The organism is Thioclava sp. JE_KL1 (assembly GCF_009296265.1).
Classification (GTDB): Bacteria; Pseudomonadota; Alphaproteobacteria; order Rhodobacterales; family Rhodobacteraceae; genus Thioclava.
Genome location: NZ_WBJS01000004.1, coordinates 238,324 through 262,285 on the forward strand (window position 1 = coordinate 238,324; position 23,962 = coordinate 262,285).

29 protein-coding genes are annotated in these 23,962 nt (G+C 64.9%); 20 read left to right on the forward strand and 9 right to left on the reverse strand.

The annotated features are described in order from the left end of the window. Window positions 1-4: 4 nt before the first annotated feature. From F8R15_RS08975 to F8R15_RS08990, 4 genes are all read right to left on the reverse strand, one after another. Window positions 5-901 (reverse strand): branched-chain amino acid ABC transporter permease, encoded by an 897-nt coding sequence (locus tag F8R15_RS08975; RefSeq protein ID WP_232621600.1) that lies wholly within the window; start codon window positions 899-901, stop codon window positions 5-7. A gap of 63 nt (window positions 902-964) precedes the next feature. Continuing rightward, window positions 965-1,672 carry an ABC transporter ATP-binding protein gene (locus F8R15_RS08980; RefSeq protein ID WP_216644120.1) on the reverse strand — a complete coding sequence of 236 codons (708 nt, stop codon included), beginning with the start codon at window positions 1,670-1,672 and terminating at the stop codon, window positions 965-967. An 11-nt stretch (window positions 1,673-1,683) separates the two neighbouring features. Further along, window positions 1,684-2,457, reverse strand: a complete 774-nt coding sequence (locus F8R15_RS08985; RefSeq protein WP_078540781.1) for an ABC transporter ATP-binding protein — start codon at window positions 2,455-2,457, stop codon at window positions 1,684-1,686. Between the two features lie 72 nt (window positions 2,458-2,529). Further along, window positions 2,530-3,747, reverse strand: coding sequence for an ABC transporter substrate-binding protein (locus F8R15_RS08990; protein ID WP_152844336.1), 1,218 nt, complete (start codon window positions 3,745-3,747; stop codon window positions 2,530-2,532). 373 nt (window positions 3,748-4,120) lie between these two features. Here F8R15_RS08990 and F8R15_RS08995 point away from each other — a divergent pair, with 373 nt between their 5' ends. Next, window positions 4,121-5,035, forward strand: a complete 915-nt coding sequence (locus F8R15_RS08995) for a LysR family transcriptional regulator (protein ID WP_152844337.1) — start codon at window positions 4,121-4,123, stop codon at window positions 5,033-5,035. Window positions 5,036-5,089: 54 nt separating this feature from the next. On the opposite strand, the gene F8R15_RS09000 is transcribed toward F8R15_RS08995, so the two are convergent. Further along, on the reverse strand, window positions 5,090-5,530 hold the full coding sequence (locus F8R15_RS09000) for an EF-hand domain-containing protein (protein WP_152844338.1): 441 nt from the start codon (window positions 5,528-5,530) through the stop codon (window positions 5,090-5,092). Window positions 5,531-5,845: 315 nt separating this feature from the next. Between F8R15_RS09000 and F8R15_RS09005 the strand changes: the two genes are divergently transcribed. The 11 genes from F8R15_RS09005 (at window position 5,846) to F8R15_RS09050 (ending at window position 15,744) form a co-directional block, all read left to right on the forward strand. Then, the gene (locus F8R15_RS09005) at window positions 5,846-6,157 is read left to right on the forward strand and encodes a virulence factor (protein ID WP_078550182.1); all 312 of its coding nucleotides are present in this window, start codon (window positions 5,846-5,848) and stop codon (window positions 6,155-6,157) included. Between the two features lie 14 nt (window positions 6,158-6,171). Further along, window positions 6,172-7,065: a methylenetetrahydrofolate reductase gene (locus F8R15_RS09010; RefSeq protein WP_152844339.1), complete on the forward strand. Its 894-nt coding sequence runs from the start codon at window positions 6,172-6,174 to the stop codon at window positions 7,063-7,065. After that, a complete protein-coding gene (locus F8R15_RS09015) occupies window positions 7,062-8,048 on the forward strand; it encodes a methyltetrahydrofolate cobalamin methyltransferase (RefSeq protein WP_078540773.1) in 987 nt (328 codons plus the stop codon). Before F8R15_RS09010 ends, F8R15_RS09015 begins: the two co-directional genes overlap by 4 nt. Window positions 8,049-8,422: 374 nt before the next feature. Further along, window positions 8,423-9,913, forward strand: coding sequence for a DUF2927 domain-containing protein (locus tag F8R15_RS09020; RefSeq protein ID WP_152844340.1), 1,491 nt, complete (start codon window positions 8,423-8,425; stop codon window positions 9,911-9,913). A 52-nt stretch (window positions 9,914-9,965) separates the two neighbouring features. Continuing rightward, window positions 9,966-10,133: a hypothetical protein gene (locus F8R15_RS21445; protein ID WP_165756950.1), complete on the forward strand. Its 168-nt coding sequence runs from the start codon at window positions 9,966-9,968 to the stop codon at window positions 10,131-10,133. Window positions 10,134-10,146: 13 nt separating this feature from the next. Then, the gene (locus F8R15_RS09025; RefSeq protein ID WP_152844341.1) at window positions 10,147-11,328 is read left to right on the forward strand and encodes a VWA domain-containing protein; all 1,182 of its coding nucleotides are present in this window, start codon (window positions 10,147-10,149) and stop codon (window positions 11,326-11,328) included. Continuing rightward, entirely contained in the window at window positions 11,325-11,699 is a 375-nt protein-coding gene (locus tag F8R15_RS09030) for a hypothetical protein (protein ID WP_152844342.1), read from the forward strand. The genes F8R15_RS09025 and F8R15_RS09030 overlap by 4 nt, the downstream gene beginning before the upstream one ends. Continuing rightward, the gene (locus tag F8R15_RS09035) at window positions 11,696-12,316 is read left to right on the forward strand and encodes a DedA family protein (protein ID WP_152844344.1); all 621 of its coding nucleotides are present in this window, start codon (window positions 11,696-11,698) and stop codon (window positions 12,314-12,316) included. Before F8R15_RS09030 ends, F8R15_RS09035 begins: the two co-directional genes overlap by 4 nt. Before the next feature lie 34 nt (window positions 12,317-12,350). After that, a complete protein-coding gene (locus tag F8R15_RS09040) occupies window positions 12,351-13,043 on the forward strand; it encodes a M48 family metallopeptidase (protein WP_078521041.1) in 693 nt (230 codons plus the stop codon). A gap of 56 nt (window positions 13,044-13,099) precedes the next feature. After that, window positions 13,100-14,374 carry a hypothetical protein gene (locus tag F8R15_RS09045; RefSeq protein WP_152844345.1) on the forward strand — a complete coding sequence of 425 codons (1,275 nt, stop codon included), beginning with the start codon at window positions 13,100-13,102 and terminating at the stop codon, window positions 14,372-14,374. Continuing rightward, on the forward strand, window positions 14,371-15,744 hold the full coding sequence (locus tag F8R15_RS09050) for a cytochrome P450 (protein WP_152844346.1): 1,374 nt from the start codon (window positions 14,371-14,373) through the stop codon (window positions 15,742-15,744). The genes F8R15_RS09045 and F8R15_RS09050 overlap by 4 nt, the downstream gene beginning before the upstream one ends. A 108-nt stretch (window positions 15,745-15,852) precedes the next feature. On the opposite strand, the gene F8R15_RS09055 is transcribed toward F8R15_RS09050, so the two are convergent. After that, a complete protein-coding gene (locus F8R15_RS09055; RefSeq protein ID WP_152844347.1) occupies window positions 15,853-16,527 on the reverse strand; it encodes an AAA family ATPase in 675 nt (224 codons plus the stop codon). Then, entirely contained in the window at window positions 16,527-17,144 is a 618-nt protein-coding gene (locus F8R15_RS09060; protein WP_078520808.1) for a thiamine phosphate synthase, read from the reverse strand. The genes F8R15_RS09055 and F8R15_RS09060 overlap by 1 nt, the downstream gene beginning before the upstream one ends. 100 nt (window positions 17,145-17,244) lie before the next feature. Here F8R15_RS09060 and F8R15_RS09065 point away from each other — a divergent pair, with 100 nt between their 5' ends. The 7 genes from F8R15_RS09065 (at window position 17,245) to F8R15_RS09095 (ending at window position 22,774) form a co-directional block, all read left to right on the forward strand. Beyond that, window positions 17,245-18,000 (forward strand): RNA methyltransferase, encoded by a 756-nt coding sequence (locus tag F8R15_RS09065; protein ID WP_134332660.1) that lies wholly within the window; start codon window positions 17,245-17,247, stop codon window positions 17,998-18,000. A 20-nt stretch (window positions 18,001-18,020) separates the two neighbouring features. Continuing rightward, window positions 18,021-18,749 carry a hypothetical protein gene (locus F8R15_RS09070; RefSeq protein WP_152844348.1) on the forward strand — a complete coding sequence of 243 codons (729 nt, stop codon included), beginning with the start codon at window positions 18,021-18,023 and terminating at the stop codon, window positions 18,747-18,749. A 69-nt stretch (window positions 18,750-18,818) separates the two neighbouring features. Then, window positions 18,819-19,868 carry an alanine racemase gene (alr, locus tag F8R15_RS09075; protein WP_152844350.1) on the forward strand — a complete coding sequence of 350 codons (1,050 nt, stop codon included), beginning with the start codon at window positions 18,819-18,821 and terminating at the stop codon, window positions 19,866-19,868. Next, complete coding sequence (locus tag F8R15_RS09080; protein ID WP_078520812.1) at window positions 19,865-20,656, forward strand: ABC transporter permease; 792 nt, start codon at window positions 19,865-19,867, stop codon at window positions 20,654-20,656. Before alr ends, F8R15_RS09080 begins: the two co-directional genes overlap by 4 nt. Further along, window positions 20,653-21,399, forward strand: coding sequence for an ABC transporter ATP-binding protein (locus F8R15_RS09085; protein ID WP_078520813.1), 747 nt, complete (start codon window positions 20,653-20,655; stop codon window positions 21,397-21,399). Before F8R15_RS09080 ends, F8R15_RS09085 begins: the two co-directional genes overlap by 4 nt. 127 nt (window positions 21,400-21,526) lie before the next feature. Then, window positions 21,527-22,300 carry a DNA repair protein gene (locus tag F8R15_RS09090; protein ID WP_216644118.1) on the forward strand — a complete coding sequence of 258 codons (774 nt, stop codon included), beginning with the start codon at window positions 21,527-21,529 and terminating at the stop codon, window positions 22,298-22,300. A gap of 36 nt (window positions 22,301-22,336) precedes the next feature. Further along, window positions 22,337-22,774: a paraquat-inducible protein A gene (locus F8R15_RS09095; protein WP_152844352.1), complete on the forward strand. Its 438-nt coding sequence runs from the start codon at window positions 22,337-22,339 to the stop codon at window positions 22,772-22,774. 33 nt (window positions 22,775-22,807) lie between these two features. On the opposite strand, the gene F8R15_RS09100 is transcribed toward F8R15_RS09095, so the two are convergent. Both F8R15_RS09100 and F8R15_RS09105 read right to left on the reverse strand, forming a co-directional pair. Next, window positions 22,808-23,035 carry a DUF1150 family protein gene (locus F8R15_RS09100; RefSeq protein WP_078520815.1) on the reverse strand — a complete coding sequence of 76 codons (228 nt, stop codon included), beginning with the start codon at window positions 23,033-23,035 and terminating at the stop codon, window positions 22,808-22,810. A gap of 23 nt (window positions 23,036-23,058) precedes the next feature. Continuing rightward, window positions 23,059-23,469 carry an Hsp20 family protein gene (locus tag F8R15_RS09105; protein WP_078540722.1) on the reverse strand — a complete coding sequence of 137 codons (411 nt, stop codon included), beginning with the start codon at window positions 23,467-23,469 and terminating at the stop codon, window positions 23,059-23,061. 232 nt (window positions 23,470-23,701) lie between these two features. Between F8R15_RS09105 and F8R15_RS09110 the strand changes: the two genes are divergently transcribed. Then, complete coding sequence (locus tag F8R15_RS09110) at window positions 23,702-23,920, forward strand: YdcH family protein (protein ID WP_078520817.1); 219 nt, start codon at window positions 23,702-23,704, stop codon at window positions 23,918-23,920. The last annotated feature ends 42 nt before the right edge of the window (window positions 23,921-23,962 follow it).

A 23,962-nucleotide genomic window follows, 5' to 3' on the forward strand; every position in this document is an offset into this window, starting at 1 on the left:
ACCCTCACCCTTGACGTCCGAAGAGGCCCGACGGGCGCACAAGAAGCACGATCACCATCAGCAGGAAGATCACCGTATTCGCAGCGGGCGCATAGAAGACCTTGGTCACGCCCTCGATCAGACCCAGAGAGAAGCCGGTGATTACCGCCCCCGCAATCGAGCCCATGCCGCCGATCACGACGACCGCGAAGATCACGATGATCAGGTTCGCGCCCATCAGCGGGCTGACCGAGTAGATCGGCGCCGCCAGCACCCCTGCGAGACCCGCAAGGCCGGTGCCGAAGCCGAAGGTCAGCATCACCATCAGCGGCACGTTGATCCCGAAGGCTTTCACCAGCTCGGGGTTCTCGGTGCCCGCGCGCAGCCGTGCGCCGATCCGGGTCCGCTCGATCACGAACCAGGTCACGAAACAGACCACGATCGAGAAGACGATCACGAAGAGGCGGTATTTCGGGAACATCATGAAGCCGAGATTGGTCACGCCCTTCATGCTCTCCGGCATCCCCGGATAGGGCGTACCCGACGCGTTGAAGAAGTTGATGAACAGGCCTTGCAGCACCAGCGTGATCCCGAAGGTCAGCAGCAGCGAGTAGATCGGGTCGAGTTTATAGAGCCTGCGCAGCAAGAAGCGCTCGATCAGCATCCCGAAACAGGCCACCAGGATCGGCGCGAGGATCAGCGCCGGCCAGAAGCCGATATGCAGGTCCGCCATGCCAATCCACTGACCGACGTAGGAATACAGGATCAGCGCGAGGAACGCGCCGAGCATATAGAGCGCGCCATGCGCGAAATTGACCACGTTCAAGAGGCCGAAGATAACCGCGAGCCCGAGGCTCAGCATCGCGTAGAACACGCCGTTGTTTAGGCCCAGCATCCCCTGGGCAAGAATAAGTCGGATCATCGGATCCATCGGGGTTGTCCTCCCTGTCGGGTCACGGGCGCCTGAGCCCGGCCCGGTTTCTCGTTACACGCTCAGGTAATGGTTCAGCCGGTCCATCGAGGCTTCGACCTGATCGGCTTCGATCACGTCGATCACCTCGCCATGTTCGATGACGTAATGGCGGTCGGCGAGCGGGGCGGCGAAGCGGAAGTTCTGCTCCACCAGAACGATCGTATAGCCGCGCGATTTCAGGTCGCGGATCACGCGGCCGAGGGTTTTCACGATCACGGGCGCAAGACCCTCGGTGATCTCGTCAAGGAGCAGCAGCCGCGAGCCGGTGCGCAGGATGCGCGCGATGGCCAGCATCTGCTGTTCGCCGCCCGAAAGCCGCGTGCCCATCCGCTTGCGGACATTGGCGAGGTTCGGGAACATCTCGAAGAGTTCCTCCACCGACATGCCGCCCTCGCCCACATTCGGCGGAAGCATCAGGTTTTCCTCGACATTGAGCGAGGCGAAGATGCCGCGCTCCTCGGGGCAATAGCCGATCCGCGCATCGGGCGAGATCTTGTGCGTGGGTTTCGTCAGGAACTCCTCGCCATTGATCTTGATCGAGCCTTCGCGGCGATCGACCATGCCCATGATCGAGCGCAGCGTGGTCGAACGGCCCGCGCCGTTGCGGCCCAGAAGGGTGATCAGCTGCCCCTCGCCCAGTTCGAGATTGATCCCGTGCAGGACGTGGCTCTCGCCATACCATGCATGCAGGTTCTCGATCTTGAGCATCGGTTTGATCATCGTTTCGGTGCTCATGCGACCTCCTCCTGCTCGTCGGCGGAGACGCCCATATAGGCCTCCATGACAGCCGGGTTCTTCGACACTTCGGAATAGGGCCCTTCGGCCAGCACTTCGCCGCGCGCAAGCACGGTGATCGTGTCGGCCAGTTCGGCCACGACGCCGAGGTTATGCTCCACCATCACGATGGTGCGCCCCTCGCGGACACGGCCGATCAGCTCGGTCACGGCGCCCACGTCCTCGGTGCCCATGCCTTGGGTCGGCTCGTCGAGCAGCATCAGCTCGGGCTCCAGCCCCAGCGTCGTCGCGATCTCCAGCGCGCGTTTGCGCCCGTAGGGCAGCTCCACCGCCTTGAGGTGGGCGAACTCCTTCAGGCCCACCTGATCGAGCGCCGCGACCGCTTTCGCGTCGAGGTCATGCAGCACCGATTTGGAACGCCAGAACTGGTAGCTCACGCCCAGCGAGCGCTGCAGCGCGAGGCGCACGTTCTCCAGCGCCGTCAGGTGCGGGAAAACGGCGGAAATCTGGAACGACCGCACGATGCCCATATTGGCGATCTCTGCGGGTTTGCGATTGGTGATATCGCGGTCGTTGAAGAGGATCTTGCCCGAAGTGGGCGTGATGAATTTCGTCAGCAGGTTGAACATCGTCGTCTTACCCGCGCCGTTCGGGCCGATGATCGCGTGGATCGCGCCGCGCTTGATGCGCAGGTTCACGTCATTGACGGCCACGAAGCCGCCGAAACTCTTGGTCAGGTTCTTGGCCTCGAGAATGATATCGTCGCTCATGGTCTCGCTTTCGGACTGATACGCAGGCGCAGGGCGGTCGCAATGCCGCCCTGCGCCAAGGATTTGTTCAGATCACTTGTTGACCAGCTTGCAGCCGCCCGCTTCGAGCGAGGCATAGGCCTCGTTGCCCGGAATCGTGCGCGCCACGTCGGCCACATCCCACGGATCTTCGCCGCCGTCCTTCACCTTGAGCAGGTACATGTCGTGCTCAAGCAGACCGTCGGAACGGATCGAGCCGCCCTTGGCGAAGAAGTCGTCGATCTTCATCTTGCCAAGCTGCTCACGCACCTTGTCGGCGTCGTCGGTGCCAGCTGCCTTGATCGCCTCGAGATAGGCCATGGTCAGCGAGTAGTCGGCTGCGTGCACGAAGGTCGGCGCTTCGCCGCCCGAGAACTTCTCGTACTCCGCTTTCCACTTCCGGCTCTCGTCATCCATGTTCCAGTACCAACCGCTGGTGAACTGGAGGCCCTTGGCGACGTCGGTGCCGAGCGACTTCACGTCCGAGATCAGCACGAGCATACCAGCGAGCTGCTGGCCGCCTGCGACGATGCCGAATTCATGCGCCTGCTTGATGGCGTTGACGGTGTCCTGACCCGCATTCGCGAGACCGATCACCTTCGCGCCCGAGCTTTGCGCCTGAAGCAGATAGGAGGAGAAGTCGGTGGTTGCCAGCGGCACGTCCGAGCTGCCCACGACCGAGCCGCCCAGATCTTCCACGACCGAGGACGTGTTGTCCTGCAGCGCGTGACCGAAGGCGTAGTCGGCGGTGATGAAGTACCAGCTGTCGCCGCCATTCTTCACAACGGCCGTCGCGGTGCCGACCGGCAGCGCGTGGGTGTCGTAGCCGTAGTGGATACCGTATTTCGAGCAGTTCTCGCCGGTCAGGGCCGCGGTGGCAGCGCCGGTGGCGAAGGTGATGGTCTTCTTCTCGGAGGCGAGCTGCTGCACGGCAAGCGCCACTGCCGAGTTGGTCAGGTCGGCGATCATGTCGACATGCTCTTGGTCGATCCACTCGCGAGCGGTGGCCGAACCGACATCTGCCTTGTTCTGGTGGTCGGCCGAGATCACTTCGATCGGCTTGCCGAGAACTTCGCCGCCGAAGTCGCGCACGGCCATCTTGACCGCGTCGACCGCGCCCTTACCCGAGAAACCGGTCGAATAGACGCCGGACATATCGCCCAGCACACCGATTTTCACGGAGCCGTTCGAGATCGCGTCCTGCGCCATCGCGCCGCCTGCGGCCAAGCTCAGCGCCGCGGCACTCACACCTGCGTAAATAGCTGATTTCATCAACATTCCTCCCGTTGGTTGATAGATTTGGCTCCCCGGCGCGCGGCGCCATGAGAGCACACCGACGGGACGCCTTTGCGGTCCCTGCCGGAATAAGATCTTGTGTTTCTCCTCGTGCGGCCGTCCCTGCTCCTCAACGCGGCCGCCAGTGAATTCAGCGTGGAAACGGGCGGACATTCAAGTGCTTGCGCCGCCGCGGTTCCCGATGACCCGATAAACTTCCTGTCAGTGCACGCACCTTAGGCAGAAACCGGCCATGTGCAAAAGGCTAGGTGGGAAAATGCACGCGACCATGCCACGTATTGCCAAACGCATGTGCGAAAATGCCCATATTACCCGTTTTTCCGACACGAGACCGCAAAAAGGACCGTCAATGAGCTTCGATTGGGACGATCTCCGATTCTTTCTCTCGGTGGCCCGGGCCGGTCGCCTGACCGTCGCAGCCCGTGCGATGGGCACCGATCATGCCACTGTATCACGTCGGGTCAAATCTCTGGAGACCCAGCTTGGCGCGCAATTGTTCGAGCGCAGCCCGCGCGGCTATGCGCTCTCGGAACATGGCGAGCGGCTTCTGGCGAAGGCCGAGCAGATCGAGAATGTCGCAGCCCGCGTGCAGGACGAATTGTCGGGCACGCTCTATGCCTTGTCCGGCACGGTGCGGATCGGCGCGCCCGATGCGTTCGGGGCGTTCTTCCTCGCGCCGCGTCTGGCGGAGTTCATCAAGGCCAATCCCGAACTGGAGGCGCAGCTGGTCGCCACGCCGCGGCTGTTCTCGCTGTCCAAACGCGAGGCCGATATCGCGATCACCCTGTCCCGGCCCGAAAAGGGTCGGCTCGTGTCGCGCAAGCTCACCGAATACACGCTGCATTTCTACGCCTCCCCCGACTACCTCGCCCGCAACTCGGCGATCAACCGCAAGGAGGATCTGCTGAAGCACCCGCTGGTCGGCTATATCCCCGAGCTGATCTACACGCCGGAGCTGGACTACCTCTCGGTCACGCTGGGCGATCACACGCCGCGCCTGTCCTCGACCAATCTCTTCGCGCATAAGCATGTCGCCGAGGCCGGACGCGGGATCGCGGTGCTGCCCGATTTCCTCGCCCGCCACTCGACGAAGCTGGTGCCGATCCTGCCCGACGAGATCGAGATCCGCCGCACCTTCTGGCTCGTGACCCATGAAGACCTGCACGAAATCGCCCGCGTTCGTGCCGCGATGCGTTTCATCGCCGAGGAGGTCGCAAAGAACCGCGCCGAGTTCCTGCCCCGGGTCACAGCCCCCGGCACCTGACCGCCCGATCACAAGGCGACCGGGCGTCATGGTGCTGTCATTCCTGTGCGGACCTTACTGTGCGGGCTTGCGCGCGAAATCGTCGATGGTGATCCCGCCATCGCCATTCTTGTCGAGTTGGGCGAACCACTTGGCCGTGCTGGTCTGGAACTCGGCCAGCGTCACCAGCTTGTCGCCATCGGCATCGGTCGCGGCCATCGTCATGCCATCTGCCATCTTCTGCATCTGCGCGCGCTGCTGACCCTCATAGCCCGCCACGTCATTGGCGCGCGCCTCGTCGAAGACCGCGTGTTCCTCGGCGTCGAGCTTGCCGTCTTCATTGGCATCGAAAGAGGCGAAGACATCCGAGCGCATCTGCTCCAGCTCGGCCAGCGTCGCGGTGCCGTCGCCATCGAGATCCCAAGTGGACATGAACTGCTCACCGGGGGTCTCGGCCTGGGCGGCGAAGGGAAGCGCGGTGAACAGCGCTGCGATCAGAATGGGGGCCTTGGTCATCTCGGATCATCTCTCTGTCTTGGCCACACAGCAGAGGGGCGGCCTGTTTTCGGGTTGCCCGGAGGATGTAGACAGTGCGGCGCGTCACAGAATGTGCCAGATCGCCGCGCGGCGTTTGTGCCGCAGGCAGCTTGAGCCGCGCTCATGATCTTGGCGCGAATTATTCCGATGCACAGAGGTGGCCCAGCCCCCTGCCCGGCTGCTATCACCTGCCCCACAGTCACCGGCACGTCGCTCAGCCGCGACGGAATGTCGAAAATCCACCCTGTCCCGCGTCGGTTTCGGGCAATTCTGCGCATACGAGGAGAGATTCGCATGGCACAGATCACCTTGGTCTATTGGCGTGACATCCCGGCCCAAATCATTGCGGGCAAGGGACGGCGTGGCGTCAAGAAACCGCTGCCCGAACGGTTCGAGCAGGCGATCGACCGCGCGGCCATGAAGATCGGCGCCCGCGACAGCGACGCCTATCTGGCCGAGTGGCGCAAAGTGCCCGAGGGCGAGGAGCCCGGCGACGATGCCGAAGCGGCCGAGGCCGTGCTGGCGCGTATTCTCTCTGACTATGATGACGCGCGGTTGCGTGCGTTGATTGCCAATGACGGCTGGAACACCCAGCCCGACGCGTAAGGGAGAATAGGCGCATGGCTCTTGTGAATTTCCGCCGCGAGGCCAAGACCCCGGCTCGTCCGCCGGTGAACGGCAAGATGACGGCTCTGCTGGAGGGTGCCTCGGTCGAGGTGATGCCCCGCACCGCCGCCAAGGTGGAAAGCTTCGCGCCTTTGTTCGCGAAGGGCTCCCGCGTCTATATCGCTCATATCGACGGCACCCCGATCGAGGAGATGCTCGCCACCGCCAAGCGTCTGCGTGACGAAGGCTTCGAGCCGATGCCGCACTTCCCCGCGCGCATCATCCGCGACGAGGCGCAGCTCAACGACTGGGTCGCGCGCTATCGCGGCGAGGCAGGCGTCGAGCAGGCACTGCTGCTGGGTGGCGGCGTGGCCGAGCCGAAGGGCGAATTCCACTGCGCGATGCAGATGATCGAAACCGGCGCGTTCGACGGCTTCGCCCGTCTCCATGTCGCCGGCCACCCCGAGGGCAACCGCGACATCGACCCCAATGGCGGCGAGGCCGAGGTGATGGCCGCGCTGAAGCTCAAGCAGGATTTCGCGAACCGCACCGATGCGGATATGGCGATCGCCACGCAATTCGCCTTCGAGGCCGGTCCGATCCGCGACTGGGCCAAGCGTCTGGAAGCCAACGGCATCGAAATGCCGGTCCATCTGGGCATCGCGGGCCCCGCGAAACTGCAGACACTGCTGAAATTCGCCATCGCCTGCGGCGTCGGCCCCTCGCTGAAAGTGCTGCAAAAGCGCGCCCGCGACGTGACCAAGCTGCTCATGCCCTTCGAGCCGACCGAATTGCTGGCCGATCTGGCCGCCGATTGCCCGTCGAATATCGAAGCCGTGCATTTCTTCCCGCTGGGCGGTATCACCGCCACAGCCAATTGGATCGCCGAACAGAGAGGCCATGAATGACCCGCACCGTCCTTGAGTCCAAAACCAAAACCGTCGTGATCGGCTTTGACGAGCCCTTCTGCGTCATCGGTGAGCGGATCAACCCCACCGGCCGCAAGAAGCTGGCAGCCGAGCTGGAGCAAGGCGATTTCTCGACCGTCGAAAAAGACGCGCTCGAGCAGGTCGCCTGCGGCGCTACGGTTCTGGACATCAACTCGGGCGCGGTGTTCTCGAACAAGATGGCCGAAGACCCGCGCTATGCGGACAACAACTTCGTCGAACCCTCGCTGATGCGCGACCTGATCAACTGCGTGCAGGGCGTGATCGACGTGCCGCTGTGCATCGACAGCTCGGTTCCGGCGGCTCTCGAGGCGGGTCTGGAAGCCGCCGAAGGCCGCCCGCTTCTGAACTCGGTCACGGGCGAGGAAGAGCGTCTGGAACTGGTTCTGCCGCTGGTGAAGAAATACAACGTGCCGGTCGTCGCGATCTCGAACGACGACACCGGGATTTCCGAAGATCCCGACGTGCGTTTCGCCGTGGCCAAGAAGATCGTCGAGCGCGCCGCCGATTTCGGCATCCCCGCGCATGACATCGTCGTCGATCCGCTGGTGATGCCGGTGGGCGCGATGGCCTCCGCGGGCCGTCAGGTCTTCACGCTGGTCAACCGCCTGCGCGACGAGCTGGGCGTGAACACCACCTGCGGCGCGTCGAACATCTCCTTCGGCCTGCCGAACCGCCACGGGATCAACGGGGCCTACCTGCCGATGGCGATCGGCGCTGGCATGACCTCGGCCATCATGAACCCGGTGCGCAATCAGGAGATGGAGGCGATCCGCGCCGCCAACCTGCTGATGAACCACGACCCGAACGGGATGGAGTGGATCCGCCTGTCGAAGACGCTCGACGCGATGAAAGAGGGCGGCCTCAGCTTCGCCGAAGCCTCCGCCGCCGCTGCGACCTCCTCGGTCGGTGGGCGTCGCGGTGGGCGCCGTCGCCGCGCCTGATCCGACCCTCGAAGACAGTCGAACGCCCGGGGCTCGCTCCGGGCGTTTCGCATTTTGCGCATCGCGTTTCTTCCAGCCCGGAGTTGCGGTCGTTTCAGCGGCGATTGTTGCGCAAGCAGGCACAAATCGTCCGCAAATCCACGACAATGGCGATGATCACCGCGCGATTCGCGGATCCGTGATCAATGCGAGCGCCCACGCACAGAAACCCTCTCACTCAGCGCTTTGCAGCCTTGGCTGTGCAGCAAACCGGCGGGATGTCGCCGCTTCAGGGCGCGCAGGCTCAAAATTCCGATTACAAGGCAAAGATTTACTGGTCGGGCTTAAACCCGTATGTGTACCTTTGCGGCAACGAACAGGGATCACACGCTGCCATGCGCTTAGCATTCAAACCGCTCAGCGCGGCCTCCCCGGCGCCGACGCGCCTCGGGACGGCACCGCGCTCAGGCCTGCTGAAAGGCGCGTCCCCCGGACGTGCTGCGGCGCGGGCGGGCACGCTTGCTGCGCTGATCATCGCGGGCGCCCTCGCCGCCTGTTCGACCAACAGCCCTGAAGTGACGACGGCCCGCGGCACGGCCCAGCTGCTCGATCTGTCCGCGACCGATCTGGCGCCGGGGCTCAAGAACGCCCCCCCCTCTGAGCGGCTCCCCGATAACAGCCATCTGGGCGCCGACTTCATGGAGCTCAGCTTCTTCCTCGAATCCGGGCGCGCCCTGCCGCGTTTCACCCGGTTCGAAGGCCCGGTCTCGATCACGCTCGCAGGCAACGCGCCGCCCGTGGCGCAGACCGAGCTCGGCCATCTGGTCCACCGGCTACAGAGCGAGGCGGGGCTGAACGTCTCGACCGAGCCGGGCAATGCCAACACGATCTCTGTGCAATTCGTACCCAAACGACAGATGCGCCAAGAGGTTCCCAACGTCGCCTGTTTCGTGGTGCCGAATGTAGAGAGCTGGACGGATTACCGCAATTCGCATGGCGACGAGGCCAGCGATTGGGCCAAGCTGACGCAGCGCCAATCCGCCACCGTGTTCATCCCCGCCGACTCCACGCCGCAGGAAATCCGCGACTGCCTGCATGAGGAGGTCAGCCAGGCGCTCGGGCCGGTGAACGATCTCTACCGCCTGCCCGACACGGTCTGGAACGACGACAATTTCCACACCGTCCTGACCAAATTCGACATGACGATCCTGCGCGCCTATTACGATCCGGCGCTGCATACCGGCATGAGCCCCGCCGAAGTGCGCGCAGCCCTGCCCGCGATCCTGTCGAAGATCCACCCGTCGGGCGGTTCGATGCACGCCCTGCCCGCCGATCCGACGCCGCGCGCCTATGTGAAGGCGATCACCACCGCGCTCGGCCAAGGGGCGAACGACAAGCGCCGCCGCGCCGCTGCCGAACGCGCCACCAAGATCGCCACCAGCCGGGGCTGGCATGACAGCCGCGCGGCGTTTGCGTGGTTCGCGGTCGGGCGGCTGACGATGAAGACCGACCCCGAGAAAGCGGTCGCGGCCTATAAGAAAGCGGGCCGGATCTATCGCGCGACGCCCGGCGCGGAAATTCAGGCCGCCCATATCGACATGCAGCTGGCGGCCTACGCGCTTGGCACGGGCCGCGCGCAGGAGGCGGTGACGCTGGTGAACCGCGCGCTGGCCTCGGATGTGTCGAGCGAGAACGCCTCGCTGATGGCCACGCTCTACATGATCCGCGCGGAGGCCTATGGCCAACTGGGTGACGCGACGAAGGAACATCAGGCCCGTCTCGACATGCAGCAATGGGCGCGCTATGGCTTTGGCTCTGACGCGGCGGTGAAACGCCGCGCGGATGAGGTGGCGGCCCTCGCCAATGCGGGCGCTCACGTGAACTGACCGCAAAAGGCGGACCGGGCGCGCCCGGACCAAGACTGTAAGGGGGCGCAGCATGTATGTTCTGGCAGGTGTCGTGATCGGGCTGATCTGGGGCGACTGGAAGGCCCGCAAACGCGGCGGCAACAAGCTCGACCGGGCGCAATATGCCGCTGTCCATGCGATCGGGCTGGCGCTGGTGGGCCTCTTCGTCACCGTGATCATCAACCGCATCTGGGCATAATCGGAGGGCGGCGATGTTCCTGCCATTCTTCGATGCTCTGCGGCGCGGCGGTGTCCCCGTCTCCTTACGCGAATATCTGAGCTTCCTCGAAGGGCTGGCTGCGGGGCTTTGCACCTACGATATCGACGGGTTTTACTATTTCGCCCGCGCCGCGATGGTGAAGGACGAACGTTTCCTCGACCGGTTCGACCGGGCGTTTTCCGAGGCGTTCTCGGGGTTGGAGGCGATCACCCCGGACGATGTGCTCAACGCCGTCGATCTGCCCGAGGAATGGCTGCGCAAACAGCTGGAGAAACACCTCACCGAGGAAGAAAAAGCGCAGATCGAGGCGCTTGGCGGGTTCGACAACCTGATGGAGACGCTGAAAAAGCGGCTCGAGGAACAGAAGGGCCGCCATCAGGGCGGCAATAAATGGATCGGAACGGGAGGCACCTCGCCTTTCGGCGCTTACGGCTACAACCCCGAAGGCGTCCGCATCGGCCAGAAAGAGAGCCGCCACCAGCGCGCCGTAAAGGTTTGGGACAAGCGCGAGTTCCGCGATTTCGACGACACGGTGGAACTGGGCACCCGCAACATCAAAGTGGCGCTGAAGCGCCTGCGCCAATGGGCGTGGCATGGCGCGAATGAGGAACTGGACCTGCCCGGCACGATCCGCGCCTCTGCCGAGGCGGGCTATATCGACGTCAAAACCCGGCCCGAGCGGCACAATGCGGTGAAGGTGGTTCTCTTCCTAGATGTGGGCGGTTCGATGGACGCCCATGTGCAGCTGGTCGAAGAGCTGTTCTCCGCGGCCAAGTCCGAGTTCAAGCATCTCGAGCACTGGTATTTCCACAATTGCCTCTATGAGGGCGTCTGGAAATCAAACAAGCGCCGCTGGAACGAGGCGACGCCGACCTGGGACGTGCTCCACCGCTATGGTCCCGATTACAAATGCATTTTCGTGGGCGACGCCTCGATGTCGCCCTATGAGATCACCCATCGCGGCGGTGCCAACGAGCATTGGAACGACGAGGCGGGCCATGTCTGGCTGACCCGCGCGCGCGAGCAATGGCCCGATCACACATGGCTCAACCCGATCCCGGAACGCTGCTGGGGCTACGCGCAGTCGATCCAGATCATCCGCGAGATCTTCGAGAACCGGATGCATCCGCTGACCCTCGAGGGGATCACCGCCGCGATGAAGGAGCTCGGATGAACCGGCTGCGCTACCTCTGGGGGCATCACAAGATCGCCTCGCTGGGCTTCATCCTCGCGGTCGCGCTGTCGTTGTTCTTCGGCGCAAGGTTCGTCTCGCGCGCGATCTACTGGTCCGACCCCGCCCATCTGCACCAAAGCCCCGAGGAATGGATGACGCCGGGCTATATCGCGCGCAGCTGGCATCTGGAGATCGAGGAGGTCGACGCGATCCTCGGCATCGAGGATGGGCGTGCGCTGGTCGGCGCGGGCCGCCCGACCCTGGAACGTATCGCCAAGGCCAAAGGCGAGCCGCTGCAGGATCTGATCCGCAAACTCTCGCTCGGCCTGCCCAAGACGATCGCCGATAAAGAGGCGCAGCCACAGCAATGAGCTTCTCCGACCTCTCAGATTGGCTGCTCGCGCAGGTGCCGCTCTACGGGCCGTGGCTTCTGGGCCTCACGACCTTCCTGAGCTGCCTCGCGATCCCGGCCCCCTCCTCGCTGATGATGATCGCAAGCGGAGCCTTCGTGGCCTCGGGCGATCTGGACCTCGCGACCGTCGGCGGCGCGGCCTTCACCGGCGCGGTGATCGGCGATCAGGTGGGCTTCCAGCTGGGCCGCCGGGCCGAGCGCTTCCTACCCCATCCCGACACGAAACGCGGCGCACTGGTCGCGAAAGCGATGGCCGCCCTGCGCAAACGCGGCGCGGTTACAGTGTTCTTCACCCGCTGGATGTTCTCCGCGCTCGGGCCTTGGGTGAACCTCGCCGCCGGCGCGTCCGGCTTCGCGCATCGGCGCTTCACTCTGGCCGATCTCGCCGGCGAAGCGGTCTGGGTCACCACCTATGTGGGCCTCGGCATCACCTTCGGGGCCAATCTGGACGCCGCTGCCGAGCTTGCGGGCAACGCGCTGGGGCTGATGGGCGCGGGTGCTGCCGCCTTCGCCTTCGGCTGGTGGCTGTGGCACGCGGCGAAGCGTGCGCCCAAAGCCCCCAAATCCGACGCTTGATCACAGGCCTGCGAGCCGCCATATCCATCCCATGTTGTTGCGCCTTCTCCCCATCCTGCTGCTGGTCCTCTACGGCTTCGCCATGTGGCATTTCTCGACCTGGCAACTCAAACGCCAGCTGAACGGGAATTCGCGCCGGTTGCGCGACAGCAAGCTGGAGCCCTATCTCGACCGGCTCGCCGCCGCGCTCGAAGTCTCGGAAATCCCGGTCCATGTCTACCAGATCGAACCGGTGAACGGCCTCGCCGCCCCCGATGGCCGCGTCTTCATCACCGAAGGCTTCATGCGCAAATATCGCAGCGGCGAAGTGTCCCCGGAGGAACTCACCTCGGTGATCGCGCATGAGCTGGGCCATGTCGCCTTGGGCCATTCGCGCCGTCGCATGATCGACTTCTCGGGCCAGAACGCCCTGCGCGCCGTGCTGATGACCGTGCTGGGCCGCTTCATCCCCTTCATCGGCCCGTGGATCGCCAACCTGATCACCGCAGCCCTCGCCGCCCGCCTCAGCCAGCGTGACGAGTTCGAGGCCGATGAATTCGCCTCCGCCCTGATGATCAAGGCGGGCTTCGGCACCGAGCCGCAGGTCACGCTGTTCCACAAGCTCGACGCGCTGACGAAGAACGCGGGCCAGACCACGCCCGCCTGGCTGCTGACCCACCCCAAGACCGAAAAGCGCATCGCCGCCATTGAGGCGAACCAGCTGCGCTGGTCGCGCGCAGAGCACTGATTTTCCTTACTTTCGCCGCGCAGGGCCGCTAATCTGCCCGCGAGGAAGGGCAGTGAATGACAAGCGGGTCTCTAGCGCGGGTGCACAGGCGCCGGGTGTTCTACATTCCCGGCTACGACCCGATTCATCCCCGCCGCTATCGCGAGCTCTACCGCAAGGAAGGCGCAGACCAGGCCCGCATCTCCGGCTACGAGATCGCGCTGGCCCCGAAACGCGCAGGCAGCCCCTATGGCTGGCATGTCACCTCCACCCAGGACGGCACCGACGTCGAAGCCGATGTCGAGGTGCTGGTCTGGTCGGATATCGTGCGCTCATCGATGGGCAAATCGATCCCCGCGACCTACGCGCAACTGATCCGCACGGCCTGGGCCTATATCGCCTCCGGCGCGCTGTTCCGGCTGATGCGGCTCCGCAAAGGCCCGGTGATCGCCGCGCTCTACCCGATCGTGGCGCTGATCGCGCAGACGCTGATCGGGATCGGCCTCGGCTGGGCTGCGGCCGCACTCGCCTTGGCCCTGCTGCCCGGCTTCCCGCTCGATTGGCTCGCGGGCCTCATCCTCGGCGCCGCGATCCTCACGCTGACCCTACGCTGGTTCCGGGCCAAAGACGGCAAGCTCTTCGCCTATTACCTGATGCATGACTACGCATTCACCGCGCGCTGGGGCGGCGCGAACCCGCCCGAGCTGGAGGCCCGCATGGCCGAATTCGCCGCCCGCATCGAAGAAGCGATGCGCGAAGACTGGGACGAGGTACTGATCGTCGGCCATTCCTCGGGCGCCCATCTCGCCGTCTCGATCCTCGCCGACCTGATCCGCGAAAACCGCCTCCCCCCTTCCTCTTGGCAAAAATATCCCGGGGGGAGGCCGTCAGGCCGGGGGGCAGCGCCCCCGGCGCTCGCCTTCCTCTCGCTCGGTCAGGTGGTCCCGATGGTGAGCTACCTGCCCCGCGCGACCCGCCTGCGCGCCGATCTCGCCTACCTCGCCACCCGGCCCGAGCTGTTCTGGCTCGACGTCACCGCGCCGGGCGATGGCTGCGCCTTCGCGCTCTGCGATCCGGTTGCGGTCTCGGGCGTGGCCCCGGAGGGCCAGATCCACCCGCTGGTGATCTCCGCCGCCTTCACCCAGACGCTGAGCCCCGAGCGGTGGCGCACCCTCCGCTGGCGCTTCTTCCGGCTGCATTTTCAATATCTCTGCGCCTTCGACCGGCCCGGAGATTACGACTATTTCCGCCTGACCGCCGGGCCGCTGACGCTGGCCGACCGCTTCCACGGCCGCGCCCCGTCGAAAAGCCGGATCACGACGCCCGCGAGCCGGTTCACGAGCGTCACATGAGCCAGCCGTCCCGCCTACCCCCGAAACCGACCCCGCGCCCTGATCGCGTGTCGCTCTGGCGCTATTTCCGGCTGTTCAAATCCGACATCCTCTCGGCCCAGCCCGCGCGCCTTTATCGCGCCTGGATGGCCGAGTTCCGCACGCCGTTCTTCCGCTCCTATATGTGCAACGACCCCGATCTGGTCGATCTGGTGCTCAACAAGCGCCCGATGGATTTCCCGAAATCCGACCGCGTGCGTGAGGGGCTCAAACCGCTTCTGCGCGAGAGCGTCTTCATCACCAATGGCGCGCAATGGCAGCGCCAGCGCCGGATCATCGACCCGGCCTTCGAAGGCGGCAAACTGCGCGAGACCTTCCCGGCGATGTGGGCGGCGGGCGAGGCTTGCGTCGATCGGATGAAGGTGAAGACCGACGCCGAACCGATTGATATTGAAACGGAAACCTCTCACGTCGCCGCCGATATCATCTTCCGCACCCTGTTCTCGATCCCGATCGAGGATGCGACCGCCAGCACCGTGTTCGCCGCCTTCAAGCGTCATCAACGCGCCTCGCCGGTGGTCAATCTCGGTGCGCTGCTGCCGCTGCCGCGCTGGTTTCCGCGGTTTCACGCGCCCGAAACGAAGCGCACCGCGACCCATATCCGCGCACTGATCGAGCGTCTGACGACAGAGCGCGCCGCCATGATCGCTGCCGGCATCGCGCCCGACGATCTCGCGACCAAGATCATGACCACCGCCGATCCCGAAACCGGTGAGCGGTTCGGCACCGCCGAGATGGTCGATCAGGTCGCGATCTTCTTTCTCGCGGGCCACGAGACCTCCGCCTCGGCGCTGGCATGGTCGCTCTATCTGCTGGCGACGCATCCCGATTGGCAGGATCGGCTGGCCGAAGAGGCAACGACTGCACTGGCGGAAAGTCCCGACTTTTCTGTGCTTTCCAAGCTGAAGTTGAACCGCGCCACCTTTCGCGAAGCGATGCGGCTTTATCCACCCGTGCCGATGTTCGTGCGCGAGACGACCTGCCCGGAAACCTTCCGCAACCGCGACGTCAAACCGGGCAGTCAGGTCGTGATCTCACCGTGGCACCTACATCGCCACGTGCGGCTCTGGGACAACCCCGACGGGTTCGACCCGAGCCGCTGGGAGACCGAAAACGGCAAGGCCTGCCAGCGCCGCGCCTATATCCCGTTCTCCTCCGGCGCGCGGGTCTGCCCCGGCGCGGGGTTCGCCATGGCGGAGGGGCCGCTTGTGCTTGCAATGCTGCTACGGGCGTTTCGGTTCGAGGCTGTCGAGGGCCGCGAACCGGCCCCCGTCGCGCACCTGACGGTGCGCGGTAAGGACGGCATTTACCTCAGGATTTCCGAGCGTTGAGGGGGCACTGCCCCCGTCTCCGGAGGACGACAATCCTAAAAGAAAGAGGGGGCTCTGCCCCCGCTGGCCCTGCCAGCCCCCCGGGATATTTCGGCCAAGCCGAAGAGATCAGTCGCGCACGACCAGATCGGCGGCGCGGCTTTCGCGCGTAATGGTGCGGCCATTGGGCAGGTCGTTTTCCTCGACGCGGCGGCGCGTCTCGGCCAGATCGCAGCCCTGATCGCGCCAGCGTTGAGTGAGCCGCTCGCGCAGCACCTCTTCGGGCAGATCGATGCGGATCGTGAGATCGAAGAGCGGGTAGAGATCGCTCCAACCGGGCCGCGTCAGCAGCAGGTAATTGCCTTCGACGATCAGATATTTCGCCGAGCCCGGCACGCTTGCGCCGCCCGGAACGGTAGCGTCCAGATCGCGGTCGAAGGTCGGCACGGGTTCGTCCTGGCTGCTCGATTTCAGTCGCGCAAGAAGCTGCGAAAACCCTTCTGTGTCAAAGGTTTCCGGCGCGCCCTTCACGTTGCGCAAGCCGCGCGTGTCGAGCCAGTCATTGTCGCGGTGAAACCCGTCCATCGCGACGATGGCCGATTGCTCCCCGAGCGCCTCGGCCAGCTCATGCGCGAGATGCGACTTGCCCGCACCGGGGCCGCCGACCAGCCCGATCAGCAGCCGCTCGCCCGGAAGCTGGCGGATATGCGAGGCCAGATCGGCGCGCGGCACCTGCAGCTCGCTCTCCATGAAAGCGCCGTGATCGCCCATCGGGCCGTCGCTATCGCCGAGCCAATCCGGCATCACGACATCGCCTTGATGAACCGTCCCAGAGCTGCGGCCGGGTCGTCCTCGCGCCAGACCTCGTCGCCGAAGGCGAACCAGTCGGTAACGGGGGCGAATTTCGTGACCAATTCTTCGGTCAGCGCACCCTCGGCCACCACCGGCACTTCGATCACTTCCGACCACCAGGCGAACAGCTCGTGCTCGGCGGGTTCGGCGGTGCCGAGATTGGTCTCGCCGATCGGGCCGAAGCAGACATAGTCGGCCCCAGCCTCGCCCGCGTTCATCCCCTCATGGCGGGAATTGCCGCAGTAGCTTCCGACGATCGCGTCGTCACCCAGCTCCTTGCGGCCGTAGCGGATCTGCTTCGCACCGTCGGTGAAATGCACCCCGTCAAGCCCGTGGCGCTCCACGAGAGCGACATGGGATTCGATCACCAGCGCCACGTCACGGGCATGGGCCACTTCGCGCATCGCATCGGCGATCCGACCGATCTCGTATTCGTCGCGGCTGGCCAGCGAGAGGCGGATGCAGGCGATGTCATGCGCATCGAGCACCGAGGCCAGTTTCGGCGCGAATTCCTCGGCGTCGAAAGCGGGCGGCGTGATCAGGTAAATCTGCGGGCGGTCTTCGGCCATGGGCAGGCTCCTTTGCGGGTCTTGGCCGCCTATTAACGCAAGCGGCGCGGCCTTGCCAGTGCCAGCTTGCGCGACTAGGAGAGGCGCGAAAGGACCGCCCATGCCCAACACGCCCGAAATTCCCGATCCCGCCCAGCCCGCCTTCATCCTCGTGCGTCCCCAGATGGGCGAGAATATCGGGGCGGCGGCGCGCGCGATGCTGAACTTCTCGCTGCGCAAGATGCGGTTGGTGGAACCGCGCGACGGCTGGCCCAACCCCAAAGCGGTGGCGATGGCCTCGGGAGCTGCCGGTCAGGTGCTCGATTTCGCGGGCGTCTATGACAGCGTGGCGGACGCCGTGGCCGATTGCGATTACGTCTTCGCCACCACCGCGCGGGGCCGTGAATTGCCCAAACCGATCTACACGCCCGAGGCGGCGATGGAGGAGGCGCGCAAACGCATCGTCGCGGGCCAGAAGGTCGGCGTGCTTTTCGGGCCCGAGCGGACGGGGCTGGAAAATGACGACATCCTGCGCGCCAATGCGATCATCACGGTCCCGGTGAACCCGGAATTCTTCTCGCTCAACCTTGCGCAGGCGGTGCTGCTGTCTGCCTATGAATATTCGCGCCACACGCTCGACTCGGTGCCGGTCGATCCGGGGCTTGCGGGCCATGATCCGGCGAGCGCGGTCGAGGTCGAGAAGCTGGGCGATCACTTCGAGCAGCGGCTCGAGGAGGCGGGCTTCTTCCACCCGCCCGCGAAGGCGCCGATGATGAAGCGCAACCTGCGCAACATGTGGACGCGTTTCGCGATGACGCGCTCGGAGGTGCAGACGCTGCACGGCGCTCTGCGACAAATTCTCCGCCCGCGCGACTGACGCTTGGTCAAAGACGCGGCTTGCGCCATCTTGAGAGCATGTGGCGCGTGATCCGGGTCTCAGTATTGGCACTTCTGGCGGGTGGGCTTTTGGGCCTGCTCGCGCTGTTGTGGTTCTACCCGGTGCTGGCAGCGGGGCTGTGCCCGCGCTGTTTCGGGATGGACCGGGCCGCGCCGGGCATTTTCGTCGAACATGAGATGAGCCGCGCAGAGCGGCGCGATCTGGTCGAGACGGTCGATGCGGCGCGCGACACCGTCGGCCAATTCTATCCCACGCGCGAAGCCCATACCCGCATTCTCGCCTGCACGAGCGACGCCTGCGACAGGCGCCTTGGCGGACGGGGCGCTGCGGCGGTGACCTATTCGCTCGGGGCTTGGGCCGTCGTGCGCGTGGCCCCGCGCGGGCTGACCGAGACGATCCTCGCCCATGAGCTGACCCATACCGAGACCCATGCCCGGCTGGGCGTGCTGGGACAGGTGCGCGATCGGATGCCCGCGTGGTTCGACGAGGGACTCTCGGTGCTGGTCTCGAACGACCCGCGCTATCTCGGGTCGGGCTCGGGCATCGAGCGCTGTCAGGCGCTGCCGCGCGCCGACCTGCCCGGCTCGCCTTTCGACTGGGCGCCGCAGGCCGGGCGCGACAACGGGCTTTATGCCGAGGCCGCCTGCGCCGTGCTGATCTGGGAGGCGCATCAGGGCGGGCCGGAGGCCATCCTTGCGCGGCTGGAAGACGGGCGCAGCTTTCCCTGAAACGCAGCCATGCGCGCGGCTTGCGCGGATTGCCCTTGACCTGAGGCCGTGTGCGCAGAAAAAGGGGCCATGGCACAGGCAAATCTTCATATCGACCTCGACGCAGTGGTCAGCAATTGGCGCGCTCTCGATGCGCAATCGGGCGCGGCGACGCGCACGGCGGCGGTGGTGAAAGCCGATAGCTACGGCTTGGGCGCAGGGCGCGTGGCACCGGCTTTGTATCAGGCGGGTGCGCGGGACTTCTTCGTCGCGCTGGCCGAGGAAGGCGCGCGGCTGCGCCCGCATCTGGGTGAGGACGCGCGGATCTTCATCCTCGGCGGTCATATGGCGGGCGATGCGGGTTTCCTGCGCGACGCGCGGCTGATCCCGATGCTGAACTCCGCCGAACAGGCGCAGCGGCATCTGCAGGCGATCCCCGAGAGCCCGGTGGGCGTGCAGCTCGATACCGGGATGAACCGGCTCGGGATGGAGGCGGCCGAGTGGCAGGCCACCGCCCCGCAGCTGATGGAGCGCGGAATCGAGCTGGTGATGAGCCACCTCGCCTGTTCCGACGAGCCCGACCACGAGATGAACGCCAAGCAGCTGGCCGAGTTCAAACGGATGACCGACGGGATGGGGCTGAGCCGCTCGCTCTCGGCGACCGGCGGCATCCTGTTGGGGCCGGACTATCATTTCGACGTGACGCGGCCCGGCATTGGCCTCTATGGCGGACGCCCCTTTGACGACGCACGCCATGTTGCGACCCTGTCGCTGCCGGTGATCCAGACCCGCGTGGTCCAACCCGGCGAGACCGTGGGCTACGGCAACACCTGGACCGCCGAGCGCGAGACCAAAATCGCGACGCTCTCGGCGGGCTATGCCGACGGGATTCACCGCGTGCTGTCGAACATCACCGCGCTTTACGCAGGCGACACGCCCTGCCCGCTGCGCGGGCGTGTCTCGATGGACCTGCTGACGGTGGATGTGACCGATCTGGATACGGTGCCCGACACGCTCGATCTGCTGGGGCCTCATCAGGGCGTCGATACGCTGGCCGATCTGGCGGGCACGATCGGCTATGAGATCCTGACCTCGCTCGGTCCTCGCTACGCCCGGAATTACGCGGAGCCCACCGCATGAATGCAGCGGCGCTCAGCCGACCGCTGGCCGCGCTGGGGCGGGCTACGCTCGCGCTGATGGCGGCGACGGGGCGGCTGTCGCTCTTTGTGGGCGAGACGCTGAGCCACCTGCTCCGCCCGCCCTTCTACCTGCGCGAGTTCTGGCTTGCGTGCCTCAATATCGGCTGGCTGTCGCTGCCGGTCGTGGGAATGACGGCGCTGTTTACCGGCGCCGCGCTGGCGCTGCAGATCTACGCGGGCGGCGCGCGCTTCTCGGCCGAACAGGTCGTGCCCTCGATCACCGCAATCGGCATGGTGCGCGAGCTGGGCCCGGTCCTCGGCGGGTTGATGGTGGCCGCGCGCGTGGCCTCCTCCATCGCCGCCGAGATCGGCACGATGAAAGTGACCGAGCAGATCGACGCGCTCACCACGCTCTCGACCAATCCGATGAAATATCTCACCGTGCCGCGCGTGCTGGCTGCGACGCTCTGCGTGCCAATGCTCGTGGGCGTAGGCGACGTGATCGGGATCATGGGTGGCTGGATGGTCGGCGTGAACCGCCTCGGCTTCAACTCGGCCACCTATCTCAAGAACACATGGGATTTCCTCGAGTTCTGGGACGTGGGATCGGGCCTCGTGAAGGGCGCCGCCTTCGGCTTCATCGTGGCCACGATGGGCTGCTATCACGGGATGAATTCGGGCCGCGGCGCGCAGGGCGTGGGCCGGGCCACGAAATCCGCGGTGGTCGCCGCCTCGGTCGCGATCCTCGCCGCGAATTACGTGCTGACGGAGGCCTTCTTCTCGGCATGATCACCCTCGACGCCATAACCCGGAGTTTCGGATCGAAACACGTCCTGCGCGGCGTCGATCTCGTGGTGCCGACGGGGCAATCCACCGTCATCATCGGCGGCTCGGGCACCGGCAAATCTGTGCTGCTGAAATGCATCCTCGGGCTGATCGAGCCCGATGGCGGCAAGATCACACTCGACGGGGTCGACGTGCATGAGGGCGAGCGCGACGCCTTCCTCGCCCGCTTCGGAATGCTGTTTCAGGGCGGCGCGCTGTTCGACAGCTTTTCCGTCTGGGAGAACGTGGCCTTCCGCTTGCTGCGCGGCGCGCTGAAACGACCCAAGGCGGAGGCGCGCGAGATCGCCATCGAGAAGCTGCGCCGGGTGGGGCTGTCGCCCGATGTGGCGGACCTGTATCCGGCGGAACTGTCGGGCGGGATGCAGAAACGCGTGGGCCTTGCCCGTGCCATCGCCGCCGAGCCCGAGATCATCTTCTTCGACGAACCCACGACCGGGCTCGACCCGATCATGGCGGGCGTCATCAACGAGCTGATCCGCGAGATCGTCACCGAGATGGGCGCGACCGCGATGACGATCACCCATGACATGTCCTCGGTCCGGGCGATTGCCGACCGGGTCGCAATGCTTCATGCGGGCAAAATTCGCTGGGAAGGCCCGATCGCGGAAATGGACGAAACTTCAGACCCTTACGTCCAGCAGTTCATCCACGGACGCGCCGAAGGGCCGATCGAAACGCTTCGTTAACACACAGGCTGCGGAACCAAGCGAATTTCCGCGCATTCTCCCCAAGTGCTTGATCCGCCAACGAGACTCAATCTCGGACCGGAACTGGCCGCTATCTTCAATATGGGAACCGGGGGGAGGTCACATCATGCAAACCGAACAGGTAGGAAGCGCCAATCTAGACCGTTTCAACACGGCGATTGGCCAAACGCTCACCGTCACTGTCGCAATCACCGCGCTTGCCGCCATCGGCGCGGTCACAGCCGCCTCGCTCGGGCTGATCCCGTGGCTCAGCCTCGAGGCGCAATTCGGCGAAACCGCCCTGCCCGATTTCGGTGTCTGGCTGCAGGTGGGCGCGGCATTGCTGGCGCTGATCCTGTTGCTCTATCTGCCCTCCTGTTCCCGCGTATCCAAGCTCGAAGGCAGCCACCGCCGCTTCCATGTCGGCATGGATGACGTGGCCCGCGCCTATCGCAGCGCCCACGAGTCCGACCGCGCGGGCGTCTTCGCGCTCTCGGGTGAATTCGACGCCGTACGCGAGCGGATCACCCATCTGCGCCAGCATCCCGATCTGGGCGGGCTGGAGCCCGAACTTCTGGAACTGGCCGCGCAGATGAGCCTGCAGTCGCGCGATCTCGCTGAGGTCTATTCCGCCGAGAAAGTCAAACGCGCGCGCGCCTTCCTCGAACAGCGCCAGCAAGAGGCCGAGACGCTGAGCGATCAGATTTCTGTCGCCCGCCGGACCTGCTCGGAGCTGCGCGAATGGCTGACCGATGTCGAGACCGAAGAGCGCGAGGTCAGCGCCGAGTTCAGCCTGCTGGAGCGCGACCTGCGTGACATCCTGCCGCTGCTGGGCTACGAAATCGAAGACGGCCCGCAGCCCAATGTGGTGCCGATCGCGAAGAAAGAATCTAAGTCGTAACGGGGTCTGAGCGCCCCTAGGGGTGAGCGCCGGTCGATGCTGAAATACGCCAATCTGGCGCTCTTGCTTCTCTTCCCCCTCGCCTGGGCCGCGCCGCTTCTGCGCGCGGGGCTCTTGCCCTTCTTCGGGTTGGAGGAAATCTCGGTGCTCAGCGGGTTGCAGACCCTTTGGCGGACGGATGTGTTCCTCGCCCTGCTCGTCAGCTTCCTCGCCCTCTTTGCCCCCTATCTGAAGGTGATCGGCGTTGCGCTGATCCAGTTCGATCTGGCCTCGCCACGCCTGCTGCCGACGCTGAACGTCTTAGGCAAGCTGGCGATGGCCGATATCTTCCTGATCGCGATCTATATCGTGGTGGCGAAGGGCGTGGGCGTCGGGCGCCTCGAGACGGCTTGGGGGCTGTACCTGTTTACCGGATGCGTCGCGGCCTCATTCGCGATCTCGCATCTGGAAATGAAAAAGGCGCCGCGAGGGTGACCCCCCGGGCGCCTTTCGCGTCCTTTCAGCCGATCAATGGACCGAAACCGGGTCCAGATCGTTCTGCCGGGCCAGCGAGAAGGCCAGCTTGCGGTCCTTCACCAGCGCGAGCCGTTCGCCATCGCTGTCATGCACCGCATAGAGGTGATCGACATCGTCCAGCTCGGCCCGGATTTCCTCGGGCAGATCGACGACCGCCACTTCGCGGACATAGACGATGGGATGCTCGGCATTATCGCCGAAATCATATTCCGTATTCATTGCGCGTTTCCTTTCCTGCCTGTTCATTTCCGCTCGATCGGGATGGTCTGCACGATCGTCTCGGGCGGGGCCCGGTTCAGATCGACATGCAGAAGACCGTTCTCGATCGTCGCGGCTGCGACCTCGACCCCTTCCGCGAGCACGAAGCTGCGCTGAAAGGCCCGTGCGGCGATCCCGCGATGTAGGAACAGGCGTTCGCTGTCCTCTTCGCTTTGACGGCCGCGGATCACCAAAGCCCGGTCTTCGAGCGTGATCGCGAGGTCTTCCTCGCGGAAGCCTGCCACTGCGAGCGTGATGCGGAACGCATCCTCGCCGCGTTGTTCGATGTTATACGGCGGATAGGCATCCGATCCCTTGGCGGTGCGTTCCACCAGCCGTTCCAACTGGTCGAAGCCCAGCAGGTAGGGATGTGCGCCAAAACTCAGTTTCGTCATTCGGCAAGCCCTTGATCAAGCGACGTTGCAAGTTCGGGCCCCGATCTTCGGCAGCCCACTGATCAAATATGGGCGGCGTGGAAGCCCCCTGCAAGACCCCGCCGACCATTTACGCTGACGGCAAATTTTCTCCTAACCCGTTCGAAACCTGTTATATTGACCCTCCCACCTGACCGCCTTGGCCGAGTCGGGCGGATGATCTTTTGCGCAACCAGAACCGGACGATACGGATATGAACGCCCATCTCGAGATGGATCATGAAGAAGTGCTGCGGGTAAAACTGGAAGTACTGCGCCGCGAACACCGCGATCTGGACGAGGCGATCCTGGCGCTCACGCAGGCGGTGCATTCCGATCAGCTGCGCCTTGTGCGGCTGAAAAAGCAAAAGCTGGCCCTGAAAGACGAGATCGCGCGGATCGAAGACCAGCTCACCCCCGACATCATCGCCTGAACCTGACCTCCGATCAATCCGATCGGCGCCTGCACGCCTCCG